The 18,432-nt window shown below is 41.1% G+C and carries 14 protein-coding genes; 5 read left to right on the forward strand and 9 right to left on the reverse strand.

Annotation, left to right across the window (positions count from 1 at the left end):
* Window positions 1–162: 162 nt before the first annotated feature.
* From L0B70_RS01420 to L0B70_RS01440, 6 genes are all read right to left on the reverse strand, one after another.
* Window positions 163–1,245 (reverse strand): porin, encoded by a 1,083-nt coding sequence (locus L0B70_RS01420; RefSeq protein WP_235142544.1) that lies wholly within the window; start codon window positions 1,243–1,245, stop codon window positions 163–165.
* A 152-nt stretch (window positions 1,246–1,397) separates the two neighbouring features.
* On the reverse strand, window positions 1,398–1,955 hold the full coding sequence (locus L0B70_RS01425) for a potassium-transporting ATPase subunit C (protein WP_235142545.1): 558 nt from the start codon (window positions 1,953–1,955) through the stop codon (window positions 1,398–1,400).
* Between the two features lie 165 nt (window positions 1,956–2,120).
* Entirely contained in the window at window positions 2,121–4,163 is a 2,043-nt protein-coding gene (gene kdpB, locus L0B70_RS01430; protein ID WP_235142546.1) for a potassium-transporting ATPase subunit KdpB, read from the reverse strand.
* A gap of 17 nt (window positions 4,164–4,180) precedes the next feature.
* On the reverse strand, window positions 4,181–5,875 hold the full coding sequence (gene kdpA, locus L0B70_RS01435) for a potassium-transporting ATPase subunit KdpA (protein ID WP_235142547.1): 1,695 nt from the start codon (window positions 5,873–5,875) through the stop codon (window positions 4,181–4,183).
* A 10-nt stretch (window positions 5,876–5,885) separates the two neighbouring features.
* A complete protein-coding gene (locus tag L0B70_RS13500) occupies window positions 5,886–5,963 on the reverse strand; it encodes a potassium-transporting ATPase subunit F (protein WP_126340520.1) in 78 nt (25 codons plus the stop codon).
* A 735-nt stretch (window positions 5,964–6,698) separates the two neighbouring features.
* Window positions 6,699–8,012 (reverse strand): sigma-54 dependent transcriptional regulator, encoded by a 1,314-nt coding sequence (locus L0B70_RS01440; RefSeq protein ID WP_235142548.1) that lies wholly within the window; start codon window positions 8,010–8,012, stop codon window positions 6,699–6,701.
* Between the two features lie 119 nt (window positions 8,013–8,131).
* Here L0B70_RS01440 and L0B70_RS01445 point away from each other — a divergent pair, with 119 nt between their 5' ends.
* The 4 genes from L0B70_RS01445 (at window position 8,132) to L0B70_RS01460 (ending at window position 13,428) form a co-directional block, all read left to right on the forward strand.
* Window positions 8,132–8,956, forward strand: coding sequence for an alpha/beta hydrolase (locus L0B70_RS01445; protein ID WP_235142549.1), 825 nt, complete (start codon window positions 8,132–8,134; stop codon window positions 8,954–8,956).
* 30 nt (window positions 8,957–8,986) lie between these two features.
* On the forward strand, window positions 8,987–9,901 hold the full coding sequence (locus tag L0B70_RS01450; protein WP_235142550.1) for a mechanosensitive ion channel family protein: 915 nt from the start codon (window positions 8,987–8,989) through the stop codon (window positions 9,899–9,901).
* Between the two features lie 10 nt (window positions 9,902–9,911).
* Entirely contained in the window at window positions 9,912–11,111 is a 1,200-nt protein-coding gene (locus tag L0B70_RS01455) for a DUF2254 domain-containing protein (RefSeq protein ID WP_235142551.1), read from the forward strand.
* Between the two features lie 193 nt (window positions 11,112–11,304).
* Window positions 11,305–13,428 (forward strand): Tex family protein, encoded by a 2,124-nt coding sequence (locus tag L0B70_RS01460; RefSeq protein ID WP_235142552.1) that lies wholly within the window; start codon window positions 11,305–11,307, stop codon window positions 13,426–13,428.
* A gap of 83 nt (window positions 13,429–13,511) precedes the next feature.
* Here L0B70_RS01460 and L0B70_RS01465 read toward each other — a convergent pair whose 3' ends face one another.
* Both L0B70_RS01465 and L0B70_RS01470 read right to left on the reverse strand, forming a co-directional pair.
* Window positions 13,512–14,795 (reverse strand): alginate export family protein, encoded by a 1,284-nt coding sequence (locus tag L0B70_RS01465; protein WP_235142553.1) that lies wholly within the window; start codon window positions 14,793–14,795, stop codon window positions 13,512–13,514.
* Window positions 14,796–15,037: 242 nt separating this feature from the next.
* The gene (locus L0B70_RS01470; protein ID WP_235142554.1) at window positions 15,038–16,351 is read right to left on the reverse strand and encodes an alpha-amylase family glycosyl hydrolase; all 1,314 of its coding nucleotides are present in this window, start codon (window positions 16,349–16,351) and stop codon (window positions 15,038–15,040) included.
* Between the two features lie 311 nt (window positions 16,352–16,662).
* Between L0B70_RS01470 and L0B70_RS01475 the strand changes: the two genes are divergently transcribed.
* Window positions 16,663–17,433: a glycosyltransferase family 32 protein gene (locus L0B70_RS01475; RefSeq protein ID WP_235142555.1), complete on the forward strand. Its 771-nt coding sequence runs from the start codon at window positions 16,663–16,665 to the stop codon at window positions 17,431–17,433.
* Window positions 17,434–17,579: 146 nt separating this feature from the next.
* Here L0B70_RS01475 and L0B70_RS01480 read toward each other — a convergent pair whose 3' ends face one another.
* Window positions 17,580–18,260, reverse strand: a complete 681-nt coding sequence (locus L0B70_RS01480; RefSeq protein ID WP_235142556.1) for a type 1 glutamine amidotransferase domain-containing protein — start codon at window positions 18,258–18,260, stop codon at window positions 17,580–17,582.
* Between the last annotated feature and the right edge of the window lie 172 nt (window positions 18,261–18,432).

The raw sequence follows: 18,432 nt of genomic DNA on the forward strand, positions 1-18,432 counted from the left end.
ATTGAAGATTTTTTTTAACCACAAATTCACAAAAGATGATTGTTAGAAATTGGAAGTCGAAGCTTACAAAACTGAAAATCTATAGATTTAAAACTTTGTGTTCTATTTTATGCAGATTTACTTTTATTCAATTTTATCTTTGTGCCTTTGTGGTTTAAAATTTCAAAACCAGGCAGAAAGACTTGTAGTAATAAAGAAATTGGTGCTTTCCGGCATATTATCTTTCATAAAGATCGCATCTTTTGAAGAAAATCCTCTCGCTTCGGTTCGCCATAAAATATTTTTATGAATTTCATGATCCACATTCAAAGAATACCCAAAAGTTTGAAAGCCATTTGGTGTTGAAGTTCCGATGATCACGCCTTTTTCATCATTGTAGTACTCTACTCTTCCCCCGATTTTTGTTTGAGCATTAACCGCATAGCTCAACAATAAATTGGGAGAATACCACAAATTATATTTCTCACTTCCTTTTGCGTTTTGTTCGGCTCCAGCGTCGAAACCGGCAATTGCGGACCATTTTTCTCCGAGATTAAAGTTAGCGTATAAATCGTGAAAATAACGCATCTTTTTATCATCAGTAGGTTTATCGTTTCCGATAAAAGAACTGCTGTTCAAACTGAAATTGTCGGAAAATTTGTAGGTGATCTGATGTCCAAAAGCCAAAGTTTGATTTCCTTCGACACGCGCAATTCTTTGCCAACCGTTTAAAACCAAACCGCTTAAAAATAATTTTCCGTTATCTGAAGTGTAGGAAATCTTCGCACCAGTTTCAAAATAAGGCGAATTTTCTGCCGCGATACTTCGGGTCAAAGTCATGTTGTCTTTTCCGATCGCACTTTCCCACCCGATGTGCGAAGGCATAATTCCCGCATCGATCCAGATGTTTTTAGTTTTCGAAATTTTGAAACCGATGTTGGCTTCGTTGATGAGTTTTAGCGCATCCTGTTCTGCGGAAAGATTATCCTGCGCGTAAGTTCCCGCCATTAAAGCCAGATTCGCACGTATATTTTCGCTTGAATAATTTGCTTTTACCAATCCTAAATTCAAATTAAATTCATTATGACGGTTGTACGTGTATAAAAACGGTTGACGAATGTGATTCTCGGGTTGGTTGAAATCGTAGGAATAAAAGATTTCGGCGTAAGCGGAAAAAGAAACTTTTGGCGCGTCGGTTTCTGGTGTTTCCTGCGCATTAAAAATTCCGAAAGCCATTAAAGAGGCTGATATAATTAATTTTTTCATTGTTTTTTTAGATGTGAGATGTGAGATGTGCGATATTAGATTTTAATGCGAACTTTTAAATAAGATTCAATTTTTGAAATCTCTGATTAAATAATTCCCTGAATTACCAAATTCATTGAAAGTCTATTATCTTTTTTCTTTTCTCTCCTTATTTATTTAAGATTTTCTAAAGCTGCGTTCAGTTTCAACACATTTACTTTTTGAGGCGCAAAGAAAACGATATTCTCGTCTGAAGCGTTTTGCGCGATCAATTCTTTCACTTTTTCTTTGGAAATATTTCTGGCTTTTGCAACGCGGTCGATTTGAAACTCGGCGGCTGGAACTGAAATATTCGGATCCAATCCACTTCCACTTGAGGTAATGAGATCTACCGGGATTTTCATTTCGGTCATGGTTGGATTTTGCATTAAAAGCGTGTCGATTCTTTTTTGAACATCCGCTAAATATTCCGGATTGTTCGGTCCTTTATTGCTTCCGCCACTTCCGGCAGCATTGTAATCAACCGCAGAAGGTCTGCCGTGAAAATATTGCGGAAGCGTAAATTGCTGACCGATAGTGGCGTATTGTTTTTTTCCATTGATGGTGATCTGTTCGCCTAAACCTCTTTCAGGCGTTATTTTTGCGATCCCGAAAACAAATAGTGTGAAAACTCCGATGACTGCGACCATTCCAAAAGTTAAGACGATGGCTGGTCTGATATATTTTTTCATTTTTTTAAAAATTAAAAGTTGATTAACTGACTGATTTTTTTATTGAAAACTAAGTTTTGAAAGAAGCAATTGTTGCAGCCCGACTTGAATGGAGCTCTTTTTGTGACGAGGCACGAGGAGCAAAAAAGCGGGAATGGAAGGCGGAAAAAGCTGCCCAAAAAAATTTTACATAAATAAAGTCACCAAAAGATCGATCAGTTTGATGCCGATAAATGGCACGATAATTCCGCCCAGTCCGTAGATCAAAAGGTTTCTGCGCAATAATGCACTCGCACCGATCGGTTTGTATTCAACGCCTTTTAAAGCAAGCGGAATGAGAAACGGAATGATGACCGCGTTGAAAATGACGGCTGATAAAATCGCGCTTTGCGGACTGTGCAGATTCATGATATTTAAGAACTGCAACGCCGGAATAAACGTAATGAACAGCGCCGGAATAAGGGCAAAATATTTCGCAACGTCATTGGCAATAGAGAATGTGGTTAAAGTTCCGCGCGTCATTAAAAGTTGTTTTCCGATCTCAACGATCTCAATTAATTTGGTCGGATCATTGTCCAGATCGACCATATTTCCGGCTTCTTTTGCAGCCTGAGTTCCGCTGTTCATCGCAACACCGACATCTGCCTGTGCCAAAGCCGGCGCGTCGTTCGTTCCATCGCCCATCATCGCGACGAGTTTTCCGCTTTCCTGTTCGCGTTTGATGTAATTCATTTTATCTTCCGGTTTTGCTTCGGCGATGAAATCATCCACTCCGGCTTTTTCAGCGATAAATTTGGCGGTTAAAGGATTATCTCCGGTCACCATTACCGTTTTCACACCCATTTTTCTTAGTCTTTGGAAGCGTTCGTTCATTCCGGTTTTAATGATATCCTGAAGTTCGATAACGCCCATTACCAATCCGTTTTTCAATACAACCAAGGGAGTTCCACCATTACTGGAGATCATTTTCACCGATTCTTCCGTTTCGTTTGGAAAAACATTTCCGGCTTTTTCGGTCATTTGTTTAATGGAATCAAAAGCGCCTTTTCGAATTTCCGTTCCGTTAAAATCGACTCCGGAACTTCTTGTTTCCGCGGTGAATTCAATAAAAGTTGCATTTTCTACAATTAGATTTTCTTCAGGTAAATTGGCGAGTTCCAGAATTGATTTTCCTTCCGGCGTTTCATCCGCGATCGAACTTAGCGCGGCAGATTTAATAAATTCTTCCATAGAAATTCCGGTTGCCGGATAAAATTCGGTGGCTTTTCTATTTCCGATGGTAATTGTTCCTGTTTTATCTAAAAGTAAAACATCAATATCTCCCGCAGTTTCCACAGCTTTCCCGGATTTGGTGATCACGTTTGCACGCAAAGCTCGGTCCATTCCTGCAATTCCGATGGCGGAAAGTAATCCACCAATTGTGGTTGGGATCAAACACACGAAAAGGGAAATAAAAGCAGCGATCGTAATTGGCGTTTGAGAATAATCGGCGAAAGGTTTTAAAGTCACGGTTACGATGATGAAAACCAAAGTAAATCCAGCCAATAAGATCGTCAATGCAATTTCGTTGGGTGTTTTTTGGCGGCTTGCTCCCTCTACTAAAGCAATCATTTTATCAAGAAAACTGTCGCCGGGTTTGGTGTTTACTTTCACTTTAATTCGGTCGGAAAGAACTTTTGTTCCGCCGGTCACAGAGGATCTATCTCCACCTGCTTCCCGAATAACCGGTGCACTTTCACCCGTGATCGCGCTTTCATCAATCGTCGCTAAACCTTCGATAATTTCGCCATCCATCGGGATTTGATCGCCTGCAACACAAAGAAAAATATCTCCCAACTGCATTTGCGCTGACATTTTCTGAACGGTTTCCACCTCGAAGCCGCGTTTGTTTTCCAGAATTAATTTTGCCGGCGTTTCTTGTCTGGTTTTTCTTAACGTATCGGCTTGTGCTTTTCCGCGTGCTTCTGCGATGGCTTCAGCAAAATTCGCAAATAAAACGGTGAGGAAGAGCGTAATAAATATGGTGAAATTGTAGCCAAAACTTCCCTGACTTTTTTCGCCCATTAAAGTCCAGGTGGAAACTACGAGCATCACGACCGTTCCAACTTCCACTAAAAACATGATCGGATTTTTGATCATCACGCGTGGATCCAGTTTGATTAAAGCCTGTTTCAGGGCTTCATTTACTAAATCTCTTTGAAAAAGACTTTGTGTATTTTTTGTATTCATCTTAAATTTATCAAAAATTATTTGGTGATCGAAGTCAAATATTCTGCGATCGGTCCTAAAGTTAAAGCCGGGAAGAAAGCGAGTGCTGCGATGAGTAAGATGACGCCCAGAGTCATTAAACCAAAAGTCGGCGTATCTGTTTTTAAAGTTCCTGCGCTTTCCGGGATGTATTTTTTCTGAGCCAACAATCCTGTGATCGCAACCGGTCCAATGATGGGAAGAAATCTGGACAGAGCCAACGCGATTCCTGTCGCGATATTCCACCACGGTGTGTTGTCGCCTAAACCTTCGAAACCGGAGCCGTTATTCGCGGAGGCTGAAGTAAATTCGTACAACATTTCACTAAAACCGTGAAAGGAAGGATTATTTAAAGTTGCTGTTCCAAATTGTGGTTGATAAGCCGTTAAAGCCGTTCCTGCCAAAATTAAAAGCGGATGCAAAAGCGCGATCACCATGGCAATTTTCATTTCTTTGGCTTCAATCTTTTTGCCTAAAAATTCCGGCGTTCTTCCCACCATTAAACCGGAAATGAATACCGCCAGAATAATAAAGACGAGGTAATTTAAAATTCCGACCCCGACTCCACCGTAGAAACAGTTGATCATCATCGCGAGCAACATGTTCATTCCGGATAGCGGCATATAACTGTCGTGCATGGAATTCACAGAACCTGTCGAAATGACGGTCGTCGCAACGCTCCAATACGCCGAAGCAGATGAACCAAAACGAATTTCTTTCCCTTCCATATTTCCGAGAGAAATATTGGCGCCCATTTCCTGTAGCGCAGGATTTCCAGCGTTTTCAAAAGCAACATTCATCGCCATTAAGGATAAAAACCCGATCGACATGACGGCAAAAATGGTCCAACTTAGTTTTCTTCTTTTAATAAAATATCCAAAAGCGAAAACCAAGGCGAAAGGAATCAACATTTGTGCGACCATTTCGGTGAAATTGCTGATATAAGTCGGGTTTTCAAAAGGATGCGCCGAATTGGTTCCGAAAAATCCACCACCATTTGTGCCCAAATGTTTGATCGCCACAAAAGCCGCAACCGGACCGGTAGAAACGTCGATATTTTGCCCTTCTAAATTGGTTACCGCATCTTTTCCGTTAAAAGTCATTGGACTTCCATTAAAAAGTAAAATTGTTCCTACAATGACAGAGATCGGAATTAAAATTCTTGTGATCGATTTGATAAAGAAGACGAAAAAGTTTCCTAAATTTTCAGTCGTTTTTTCTTTGAAAGCCACAAAAACGTGCGCCACTGCAGCCATTCCTGTTGCTGCGGAAACGAACTGTAAAAACATCAAATACAATTGTCCGAAATAACTCAAACCACTTTCCCCGGAATAATGCTGTAAATTACAGTTGACGATGAAAGAAATGGTCGTATTAAAAGCCAGATCAGCGCTCATTCCAGGATTATTGTCCGGATTCAAAGGCAACCAATTCTGGTTCATTAAAATAAACATTCCGAGTAAAAACCAAACGAAATTGATCGCCACCAAAGCCATCATATTTTGTTTCCAGTTCCAGCCTTTCAACGGATCGATGCCAGAAATTCGGAAGAAGAATTTTTCAATTGGATCAAAAATGACATCCAAAAAAGTTTTTTCGTGTCCGTACACTTTCGCAATATATTTCCCGAGCGGAATTGCCAAAAGCAGCGTGACAACGAACATAAGGACGAGTCCCAGTAATTCTATATTCATTTTTAAAAGTTTAAAATTTTTCCGGTTTAATTAAGACGTAGCAGATGTAGCCAAATGCCGCGAGAGAAAGGATAAATAAGGTCCACATAGGTTTAAATTTGATCAAAAAAGTGAATGGATTTGGCAAGGAGGAAGAAAATTCCGATTCCGAGCGCGAGTAAAATAAGGGTTAACATTGTTTTATATTTTTAAGGATTAAAGATTCTGTAAGTGATGCCGATAAAAAATATAAGACCGAAGAAGGCGGCGAGTAAATGCCAGGATTTCAATCTTCTGTAATATTTCAATCTCCAGTTGTACATTGTTTTAATTATTAAGGATTTGATTGCTTAATGCCAAAAACAATTCCTCAATTATATAAGTAACTGATTAGTAAATCTTTATACATATTTCGGGACTTTTTAAAACTAAAAAAGCCTATCAAAATGATAGGCTTGATTCTCAAATTGAGAAGATTGGTATGTGGGGTTTTTTAACGCAAAAACGCAAAGATTTTCTTTTATGCTGCAGTCATCGTCGTTTAATTAAGGGCTCAAAGGCGTTCCACTTAGCAAAAACAAAGATGTTTTTGATTCATCATTTTTCAATTTTAGATTGGATTCGTACTATTATAAACTATTCTTGTCATGCTGAGGAACGAAGCATCTCTCGAAATGAAAAGAAGATTCTTCACTTCACCTTGTTTCGTTCAGAATGACAAAAACAAAATTAAATAATTGATTTACTATTTGATATAAATTTTGTCATGCTGAGGAACGAAGAATCTCAAAAAAAGATTCTTCACTTCACCTTGTTTCGTTCAGAATGACAAAAACAAAAAAGATTATTTCATTTGGTATTCCTCCAGTTTCCTGTATAATGTAGCAATACCGATATCGAGCAGTCGTGCTGCTTCGGCCTTATTGCCTTTGGTGTAATTTAGAACTTTCAGGATGTGATCCTTTTCTACGGAAGACATGGCGAACGAATTTCCACTTTCAGAATCGGGTAAATTTGTGGCGGAAAGTTCATTGTTTTCCATTAAAATCAGACATCTTTCTAGGGTGTTTTTAAGTTCACGAATATTTCCTTTCCAGGAATTATTTTCTAATTTTTTATAGAAATCTTCATTAATGAGAACGTTTTTTAGATTCATCTTAATCGAAAACTGATCAACGTAAAATTTCGCCAGTTCCCGAATATCTTCTTTTCGCTCGCGCAAAGTCGGCAAATGAATTTCAAAAACATTCAAACGGAAATAAAGATCTTCCCGGAAATTTCCGAGTCGGCTTTCTTCCTTTAAATCGCGATTCGTCGCTGCGATCAAACGGAAATTTGAACGGGAAATTTTCGTGTCGCCCATTTTGATGAATTCTCCGCTTTCCAGAACGCGCAACATTTTCGACTGTAATTCCAAAGGCATTTCGCCAATCTCATCTAAAAATAAAGTTCCATTTTGGGCTTCTTCGATCAACCCTTTTTTATCGGAAACCGCACCCGTAAATGCGCCTTTTTTATGGCCGAACAATTCACTTTCCAAGACATCTTTTCCAAAAGCGGAACAGTTGATCGCCATGAAATTTCCTTTATTACGGGAACTTTCCTGATGGATTGCATTGGCAAAAACTTCTTTTCCCGTTCCAGTTTCTCCGGTTAAAAGTACGGCGGTTTCGGTCCTGGAAACTTTTTCTGCAAGCATTTTGGAATAGAGAAAACTTTGGGATTTTCCGATGATAGTGGAGAAATCGTTTTTTTTTGAAGATTTTTCCTGCTGAATATTTTTAAGATTATCCTTTACCTTTTCTAAGGCTTTGGAAACCAACGGAATAATTTTCTCGTTGTCGTCGCCCTTCACAATATAATCATAAGCGCCGTTTCGCATGGCTTGAACGCCATCGGGAATATTTCCATAAGCCGTCATCAAAATAATTTCGATATGCGGATATTTGGTTTTAATTTCTTTCACCAAATCGACGCCGAAAGCATCCGGTAAACGAACATCACATAAAACCAGATCGATTTTGTGCGTACTCAACATATTCATGCCGGAACGTGCGGTGGACGCCTGGAAAACTTCGTAGCCTTCATTGGAAATAATCATTCCGAGAAGTTTCAAAAGTTTGAGTTCGTCGTCGATAATCAGTATTTTGGGAATCAAAGGAAATATTTTTTGGGGGAAGGACAAAAGTAGGAAAAGATTTGGAACGAAATATTGCGCATTGCAACTAAACCCGCAGTGAGTAAAACTTTATTCGCTGAAATCGCGTATTTTTAGGCATGCGCAAAATTATTTATCTCATCTTCGGCTTTTTATTTTTTCTGAACTGTCAGTCAGTTAAACATAAAGATGTGGTTTATAGCAGATCTGCAGACGACACCAATCTTAAACTCAATATTTTTGTTCCGAACCATTCCGAAAAGAAAGAACTTCCGGTTTTGATATTCGTTCACGGTGGAAACTGGAACTCGGGCAATAAAAATACATATGGTTTTATCGGGCGTAATTTCGCGAAAAAAGACGTCGTCACCGTAATTCCTTCCTATACTTTAAGTCCGGAATCCGACGTGGAGCAGATGACAAACGAGATCGCCACCGCCGTAAAGTGGGTTCAAAAAAATATCAAAAAATATCACGGCGACCCGAAAAACCTTTTCGTGACGGGACATTCCGCGGGCGGACAATTGGTTGCCAGCGCGGTTTTAAATCCTAAATTCGGGATTGATGAAAATTCCGTTTCCGGAATTATCCTTAACGATGCCGCGGGAATTGATATGAAAGATTATCTGGAAAAAAATCCGCCCATGACGGAAGACGATTATCTTGCGACGTGGAGCAACGACCCTGAAAAATGGCGCGAGGCCTCTCCTATTTATTTTCTGGACCGCAGTTCGCCGCCGTTTCTAATTTATGTCGGTACGAAAACTTATTCCTCCATCAAAACAGCAAATGAACATTTCCTCACGAAACTACACGAATTTCAGCCCGATGTTCAGCCTGTTATGATCAATAAAAGTCATATTCCTATGGTGTTACAGTATTTTTGGCCCTGGAGCGAGCGTTTTGTAGAAATCACCGATTTCATGAAGAAAAATAAGCAGTAAATTTGTCTCTCTCCCTCTTAAACTTTAAAAATGGACGACACCCCTTTAAGTCTTGTCACCGGCGTACACGAGGCGCTCATCAACTACTGGAATATTTTTGTGCAGTCGCTGCCGCGGATCGGTTTTGCGCTGACGATCTTAATCGCGAGCTATTTTATCGCCGCGTACATTTCGGCCACCATCCGAAAACGATTCGTAAATGCCGATCATGATCCGTTGTTCGTTCGCTTTTTAAGTAAAACGACTAAAGGCGTTCTCATTATTGTCGGAATTATCCTGGCCATGCAGGCCATGGGTTTAAGCGGCATCGCGCAGGGTTTACTGGCAGGCGCCGGACTTTCTGCTTTTATTTTTGGTTTCGCATTCAAAGATATTGCGGAGAATTTTTTGGGCGGCCTAATATTGGCCTTTAACCGGCCTTTCAGTTTAGATGATACCATTCAGATCCGCGAATTTACTGGGCATGTAAAAGCCTTGAATTTCCGCACCACGCATATTAAGACTTTTGACGAAAAAGATGTGTTTCTGCCGAATTCCATCGTGGTGAAGGAACCGCTCATCAACTTTACGCGGGACGGCCAAATCCGTCTGGATTTTGTGGTAGGAATTGCGTATGAAGACGATATTACCGAAGCGATTTCTGTAATCTGTAGGACCATCGAACCCATTGCTACGGTAATTTTAGAGAAAAAACCTTTTACCGTTGTCGAAGAACTGGCGACGAGCACCGTGAATCTTCGCACCTATTTTTGGGCAAATACGATGGATTACAAAAAAGGCGTCCTCCAAATGAAGAGCGAAGTGATTATGAAAGTGAAGGAAGTTTTGGTTGAAAAAGGCTTCTCCTTACCGTCCGATATCCAGGAAATTAAATGGTACGATCCTACCAAACCCTTTCCCATCGATATTTTAAACACGAAAGACGATTATCCCAATTTAAGATAAAATTCCGCCCATGAATCTCAGCAAAGCCTTCCGTATTTATTACAACAAGACCATCGAAAGCATCGCCTTCTATCCCGCCATAATCGCCGTGGGCTTTTTGCTTTTGTCCTGGGGCATGCTGCTCTTCGATTTTTCCACGTACGGCAAGGAAATAAAATCCGGTCTGAGCTGGCTCAGTCTGAAAGATGCGAGCACCGCCAGAACGATTATTTCCACCGTTGCAGGTGCAATTATTTCGCTAACGGTTTTCAGTTTCTCAATGGTGATGATCGTGTTGAATCAGGCCGCCTCGCAAATGAGCAACCGCGTGCTGAACAGCATGATCGAAAACCGCTTCCAGCAGGTTATTCTGGGCATTTATATCGGAACTATCGTTTATGCACTCTTTTTACTGAGCACGATTCGCGATATTTCCAGCGGCATTTACGTACCGGCGTTGAGTATTTATCTGCTGATTTTATTAACGGTGATCGATATTTTCCTTTTCATTTATTTCCTGGATTACGTTACGCAAACCGTAAAATATGAAACGGTGATCGACCGCGTTCGTAAGCAAACTTTCCGCACCATGAAGGCTCGTTACAGAGAAGTGAATGAGACGGAACCGTATTGGCTGAACTTTCCTTCCACAATTATTACGGCGCAAAATTCGGACTATTTTCAGGGCATCAATCAAAGCCGCTTGTTGGAGCTGACAAACAAATACGACATTAAAATCAGTTTTCTATTTCCGCAGGGGCATTTTATTTTAAAGGGCACGCCTTGCATTAAAGTGTACGGAAAAGAAAAGATCGACGCCGATATAACAAAACAGATCGCCGACTGCGCGGACTTTTATACCGGTCAACCCATCGATAAAAACGCAGATTATGGTTTTCGCCAACTGTCTGAGATCGCTGTGAAAGCCCTAAGCCCGGGCATCAACGATCCGGGAACGGCAGTTTTGGCGCTGCACGCGCTGTTTGCGCTTTTCGATTTTAAAATGTACCATCAGTTGCCGCCCCTTATTTCCAATTCCGACGGCGTGGCGAAGATAGAACTGCCTTCCTCGCGCTTTCCGGAAATGTTTGAGAAATGCATGGAACCCCCATCTGGAATTATGGCAAAGACGATGATTTTATTCAGATCACCTTTTTGCAGATGCTGGAGCAGATTAAAGTTCAGGACCATCGCAACTTATATCAAAATATTTTTGAGACCTGGACGCTGAAAGTTCAAAAGCGGCGGGACATAATATAAGTTGAGTTCTTTCCGAGTCTTTATTTTATTTGCTTTGATGGTTTCGGCGGTTTTTTTCAGGTTCACGGTCAATCTGAAATTCTGGGAATGATCCGCGTATTTTGAGGGTTTTGAAGTAATCTTTCGTCTTAAAGTTCTTATTTTAGCACTTCTAAAAAAGCCTTATGACGTCCACCGATTTTATTCAAAAATCCCTGCCTGTTTCCGCCCAAAATATCAATGCCACTTTAAAACTGTTGGCAGAAGACTGTACATTACCGTTCATTTCGCGCTACCGGAAAGATGCCACGGGAAATCTGGATGAAGTTCAGATCGAAGCCATTTACAAACTTCAAAAAACTTTCGGGGAAATTTCGAAACGGAAAGAAACTATTTTAAAATCCATCGAAGAACAGGACGCCTTAAGTCCAGATTTAAAGCAGAGAATTGAGGAGTCTTTCGATCTTCAGGAGCTGGAAGATCTTTATTTACCATTTAAAAAGAAGCGCAAAACAAAAGCCGACGCCGCGAAAGAAAAAGGCCTGGAACCTTTGGCGAAAGTCATCATGAGCCAGAATTGCAACAATCCCGACAGCGTAGCAACAAGATATCTGAATGATCAGGTTCCGTCCGAAGAAGAAGCATTGCAGGGCGCGCGCGATATCATGGCAGAATGGATCAACGAAAACGGCTTTATCCGCAAAAATCTGCGCCGACTTTTTCAGCGAAAAGCTGTAATCACGTCAAAAATTGTTAAAGCTAAAAGTGAAGACGAAGCCGCGCAAAAATTCAAACAGTATTTCGATTGGGAAGAAAGTTTAAACCGAATTCCATCGCACCGCTTATTGGCCATGCTGCGTGCCGAAACGGAAGGCTTCGTAAAAACCAAAATTGAAATCGACAAAGAAGAAGCCCTGGAAATGATGGAAAAAGCCCTCATCAAATCCAATAATGCGTGCGCAGACCAGATCGCTTTATCCATTAAAGACTCGTATAAAAGGCTGCTCGAACCTGCAATTTCCAACGAAACCCTGCAGGAAGCCAAAGAAAAAGCCGATCACAAAGCCATCGAAATATTTTCCGAAAATCTAAAGCAGTTGCTTCTCGCCCCACCGCTGGGCGAAAAGCGCATTCTGGCGATTGACCCCGGTTTTAAAAGCGGCTGTAAAATCGTTTGCCTGGACGAAAAAGGCGATCTGCTCCACAACGAAACCATTTATCCGCATGCACCGCAAAATGATACGGGCATGGCGATGAAAAAGATTCGGTCCTTGGTTAATTCGTTTAATATCGAAGCGATCTCAATTGGAAACGGAACGGCAAGTCGTGAAACCGAATTTTTCATTAAAAAAATCAGTTTTGAAAATCCGCCCCAGGTTTTTGTGGTATCAGAAGCCGGTGCATCGGTGTATTCCGCGAGTAAAATTGCGCGGGACGAATTCCCGACTTTTGATGTAACCGTGCGTGGCGCCGTTTCGATTGGACGTAGATTGTCGGATCCTTTGGCGGAACTCGTTAAAATCGATGCAAAATCCATTGGCGTGGGTCAGTACCAACACGATGTGGATCAAACGCAACTGAAAAACGAACTCGATTCTACCGTTATGAAATGTGTGAATTCGGTCGGCATCAATTTAAACACCGCGAGCAAATCTTTGTTAAGTTATGTTTCCGGTATCGGCCAAAAGATGGCCGAAAACATTGTAAATTACCGTGCAGAAAATGGCGCATTCGAAGACCGGAAACACTTGAAAAAAGTTCCGCGTTTAGGCGAAAAGGCATATCAGCAGGCCGCAGCTTTTATCCGGATTGCGAACGGAAAAAATCCTTTGGATAATTCCGCGGTTCATCCGGAAGCGTATCCGATTGTGGAAAAAATGGCCAAAGACCTGGGTTTAAAAACCACCGACCTCATCGCAAACAAAGAAAAAATTCAGACTATAAATCCGGAGAAATACGTCACCGAAACCATCGGGATTTTAGGAATCAAAGACATTTTAAAAGAGCTGGAAAAACCCGGTCTGGATCCGCGGAAATCTGCAAAAGTTTTTGAATTCGATCCGACGGTGAAAAGCATTAAAAATTTAAAACCCGGCATGATCCTGCCCGGAATCGTAAACAACATCACGGCTTTCGGGTGTTTCGTGGATGTCGGCATTAAAGAAAGCGGATTGGTGCATATTTCGCAGCTGAAAGAAGGTTTTGTTTCCGATGTTAATGAAGTCGTGAAACTGCATCAACACGTTCAGGTAAAAGTGGTAGAAATTGATGAAGCACGGAAGAGGATTCAGCTGAGCATGATATTGTAATTTTTTAAGAAAAATGCCGGAAATATTTCCACCCAGGAACTTAAATATGCGCCATTCCCAAAAGATGCGAGAGCCAAAAGATGCTATTTCACTTTAAACCGCGCCATAAAGTTTAGACCAAGCCAGGTCCAGCTTTGAATGGAAGAAGGATCGGGAACATTTTTGAGCTGTTTCATTCCCTCCGCGGCAAACATTTGAGAGTGCCCCAATTGCATATTGAACACATTTGCAACTTTGTATGTAAAAACGACGTCACCCTCTGTGCCTAAATAGCGGGCGTATTTTTTATTGTTTGCCACATCATACCCCGAGTTCGCATTGCTGGCAAAAGCATGAAGATTTAAGGTGAGCGAAGCTTTTGGATTGAACCTGAAATTGGATTTCACGTAAAAATCTTTCAAACCCACGCTGTTGAAATGATTGCCAACAAAAAAATAGTCCATGAAACCATTAAATTTATGATTGGTTCCGTACAATGGACTGAAAGAATTATTTTGAGAAACATCCTCGTGGGCATCTGTACCCGAAAGCCACTCAGTCCCCGCAACAAAATTGACACTTTGATTCAGAATAAAATCAACGTTTGCGGAAAATTGATAGGCGTTTTTGCTTTGTGCCAAAGTGTTTTTACCCGTCTGCCAGTAAGCGGAACCAAAGAAACCGATGTTTCCGTAATATTGTTTTCCGTTAAAGCCCACCGTCAGCATATCGTAATGCGTACCGTTTAAATTCTGAACCACATTATTTAAACCAATGAAAGAAAGACCTGCTTTCGGCCACCGATATTGATAATGAAGGATCTGCATGGATTTCGTTCGCTCCCCCGAATCGACCACGCTGTAAAATTCCTGGTCTGGAAAATCATTCGCCTCTATATCATCATTATTATAAGTTACCACCGTTTCGAGTTTCGATTGCGGACTGAAGCGGAAAATTGCCTTCGCTCCGTCGAAACTCCGGCCCTGCATTTGCCAATCCAGCGCGCCAAGCAGTCTTTCGTCGTCGTAAGAAAGAATTTGTCGCCCAATTTTTACAGCGGTTTTTTCTGTAAAATCATATTTTGCCCAGGCTTCATTTACATTCAAACTTCCGCTGCGCTGATTGGTTGAGGAAACTTCGCCCCAAACTCTAGCATCCTGCAGCGACATAAAAAGTTCCAGATTCTGCCAATAATAGTCTATACCCAGTCGCGCCCTGGAAGAGACGTTCGTTTCGGGTTTTTTATTTTCCGGAATTAAAGTTTTGTAGCCGTTATCCAGTTCAGCGCGCGTTCGGAAATCCAGATTGACTTTCAAACTGTCGATTTGCGCGTGTGCGGAAACCGAAAAAAAGAGGAGGCCCAAAAAAGTGATCAGCTGCTTTTTCATAGGAGAATATTTTTAAATGTAAAATTTTAAATAGGACAAAAACATCTTATTTAATCTTCTGCGAAAGTACAGTTAAAGTGTGCAACACCGGTCAACACTTTTTCAGAATTTTAAAAATCCTGCAAAATATCATCTTGTTGCCTGTAAAAAACGGCAGTTGGAGAAAATGGAAAGTGCAACTTTCATAAAAAGGAAAGTTTTAAAACAGACCTATTTAAATATCCGTTGTAAGTTGCCACCCTTTATTTCAAATGAGAGAGCACCAGATATTCCCACGGCACCAGTTCTAAAGCCAATTTTTCGGAAATCGTATCATCTTCTCCCGTGAAAAGATTTTGATAAATGCCGGCATCGATGGAAGTGTCTACATTTACACTGACGGTTGCGCCGCTGAAATTGATCACGCCTAAAACTTTGTTGCCATTTTTTTCGCGTGAAAAAGAAAGAACCTCATCCAGGCGGTCGTTCATCAGGCGGATAATTTCCCCGCCGAATTTGCCGTTCCACAATGCCTGATTTTGGTGCTTTAATTCAAACAAAACAGCATATAGCGCGCCGATTTCGTGGTGTTTCCAGACAATCGGATCCTTTTCAAAAAAAGCCAGAGACCGCTCGAGTCCGGCTTCCTGACCGCTGTAAAGGAGTGGCATGCCGTCCATCAAAACACTGAAAGCAATTGCCGCTTTCAGCGCATCGCCAAAATTGGTGAACTGATCGCCTTCCCAGGAATTTTTGTCATGGTTATCGATGAAGTTAAGTCGAATCCCTTCCTTCGGAAAGATAGAAACGTGTTCCGCAATATATTCTTCGGCCAGATTTTTTGCACTTTTCTTGCCGGCTGCGACTTGATGCAGCATATTCCACAAAGTCCAGTTGTAGGTGGCGTCGAAAGCGTTTCGGTGGAGTTCCTTATCCTCCGCTTCGGCGAGCATGAAAACAGGTTTAATTTCTTCGAGTTCGGTGCGCGCATTTTCCCAAAAATCGATTGGTACAAAACTCGCCACATCACAGCGGTAACCGTCGATATCAAATTCTTTTACCCAAAACTTCAGCGCGTCGGTCATGTATTTACGCATTTCGGGTTGGCGGTAATCAAAATCGATAATATCATCGTAATCGCGCCACGGCGTGGACTGAAATTTGCCGTCGCGCGACTTCATATACCAATCCGGATGATCTTCGACGAGATTGTTATCCCAACTGCTGTGATTCGCTACCCAGTCGAGGATAACATGCATTCCGTGTACGTGGATCGCTTCGACGAGCTGTCGAAAATCCTCTTCCGTCCCAAATTCCGGATTGATGCCTAAATAGTCTTTCACCGAGTAATAACTGCCCAGCGTTCCTTTCCGGTTTTTAACGCCGATGGGCTGCACCGGCATAAGCCAAATAATATTGATGCCCAACTTTTTAAGGCGCGGAAGTTCTTTCTCAACTGCTTTAAAACTTCCGTCCTCAGAAAACTGACGGATATTGAGTTCGTAAAGCGTAGCGTTTTTCACCCAGTCCGGATTTTTTATTTGAACGTATTTTTGAGGTTGGTAGCGTTGATTCATGAGTGATGGATGATTAAAATTTGCTTGAGCGGATAAAATTACTATTAAATTCAAGAAGAATTTATTTTGTTAAGGTTGATGAAAGAAAATTTTATAAATTGAGGTTTGAATTTGATTGTGTTGGAAAAGACGGCTTTAATCATACAGAAAAATATTTAACGCAAAGTCCACAACGATTTTTCTTCTTTCGCTGTTTTCGCTCTTTTTATAAGTTCGCAAAGCCTTTTCACTTAGCAAGGTGAATGACGCAATTCAAAAGATGAATAATTAAAGACATTCAAAATAATAAACTTTATCTAAAAAGATATTTTATGATTCCGAAAAAAATACATTACTGTTGGTTTGGCGGCCAGGAAAAACACGACCTCGCCCAACACTGCATCGCCTCCTGGAAAAAAGTTCATCCCGATTTTGAATTTGTGGAATGGAACGAAAGCAATTCGCCCCTCGAAGATAATAATTACGTGAAAGAAGCCTTCGCACAGGGAAAATGGGCGTTCGTGTCGGATTATGTGCGGTCGAAAGTGATGTACGAGCACGGCGGAATTTATATGGACACCGATATGGAACTCAAACTTCCGCTGGATGAATTTCTGCAGGAAACGGCGGTCTGCGGGTTTGAAGTAAAAGGCGTTCCCTACTCCGCTTTTTGGATGGCGGAACCGAGACATCAGCTCGCCAAAGATTTTATGGAATATTACAATGAGCAGGAAGGTTTTGTAGAACGCATTAACACGGATATTTTTTCCGAAATGCTCGAAAAAAAATACGGCGCCGACCGCAACAGCGATACCGTTCAACATTTAAAACATAACGTTACGCTTTATCCGTCAGTTTACTTCTCGCAGGATCTCCCCAAAAATTACGTGAGCCATCACTTCAACGGTTCCTGGTTTGGTGGCGATTCGGAGAACACGCACAAAAAAATGGTGAATGTTTACGGGCTTTTAGAACGGCTGGTGAATTATCCCGACGCCGCAACCGCCGTGAAAAGCATTCTGGAAAAACATCGCATTATCGACGTGCGCGATATCCTGGATCTCATTCCGAAAGAGAAAATTACGGAATATCTGGAGGAATGATGGATGAATGATTGGTGATGATGGATGATGGATGATTGGTGGTTTAAAAATAATTAACCTTTCGGAAAATTTTAAAAAATTCAAAAAAAGTTCCAGAGCAGAATACCGCTTTGGAACTTTTTAGTATTAAGAAAACTAACCCGTTTCTATTTCTGAAGTTTGTTCAATAACATTTCAGCTACTTTTTCAGAAGAAGCCGGATTTTGTCCCGTGATCAATAAACCATCTTCTATCGCATATTCTTCGAAATCTCCTTTTTTACTGTAGATTCCGCCATTTTCTTTCAACATATCTTCCACCAAAAAGGGCACGACGTCGGTAAGTTGCACCAAAGCTTCTTCCGTGTTCGTAAATCCGGTGACTTCTTTGCCTTTTACCAAAGGTTCACCCTGCGCATTTTTTACATGTTTCAACGCTGCGGGTGCGTGACAAACAAAAGAGACCGGTTTATCGGAATTATAAAAATTTTCGATGAGTTTTGCAGATTCTTTACTTTCGGCCAGATCCCAGAGTGGTCCGTGACCGCCGGGGTAAAATACGGCATCGAAATCCTCAGAAGAAACGTTGGCAAGCTTGTGCGTTTTGCTTAATTTTTCCTGAAGTTCGGCATCTGCTTTAAATCTTTTTGTGGATTCGGTTTGATTTTCCGGTTTATCACTTGTGGGATCGATGGGTGGCTGCCCGCCTTTTGGCGACGCTAAAGTCACCTCAACTCCTTTATCAACTAAATAATAATATGGACTTGCAAATTCTTCGATCCAGAAACCGGTTTTCTCCCCGGTGTTTCCCAACTGATCGTGGGAGGTTAAGACAAATAATATTTTCATATCTATTTTTTTAAGTGTTTAAATTTTTAATAATATTTTGAAAATTCATATTGAACAATACATTTTAACGCAAAGCACCGCAAAAATTTATTTAAAAAAATGCTGTTTTAGGCGGTTCTCTAAGTTCGCAAAGGCGTTTGACTTCGTTGAATCTTCGATTTCACTCAGCAAT

Source organism: Kaistella sp. 97-N-M2 (assembly GCF_021513235.1).
Lineage (GTDB): Bacteria > Bacteroidota > Bacteroidia > Flavobacteriales > Weeksellaceae > Kaistella.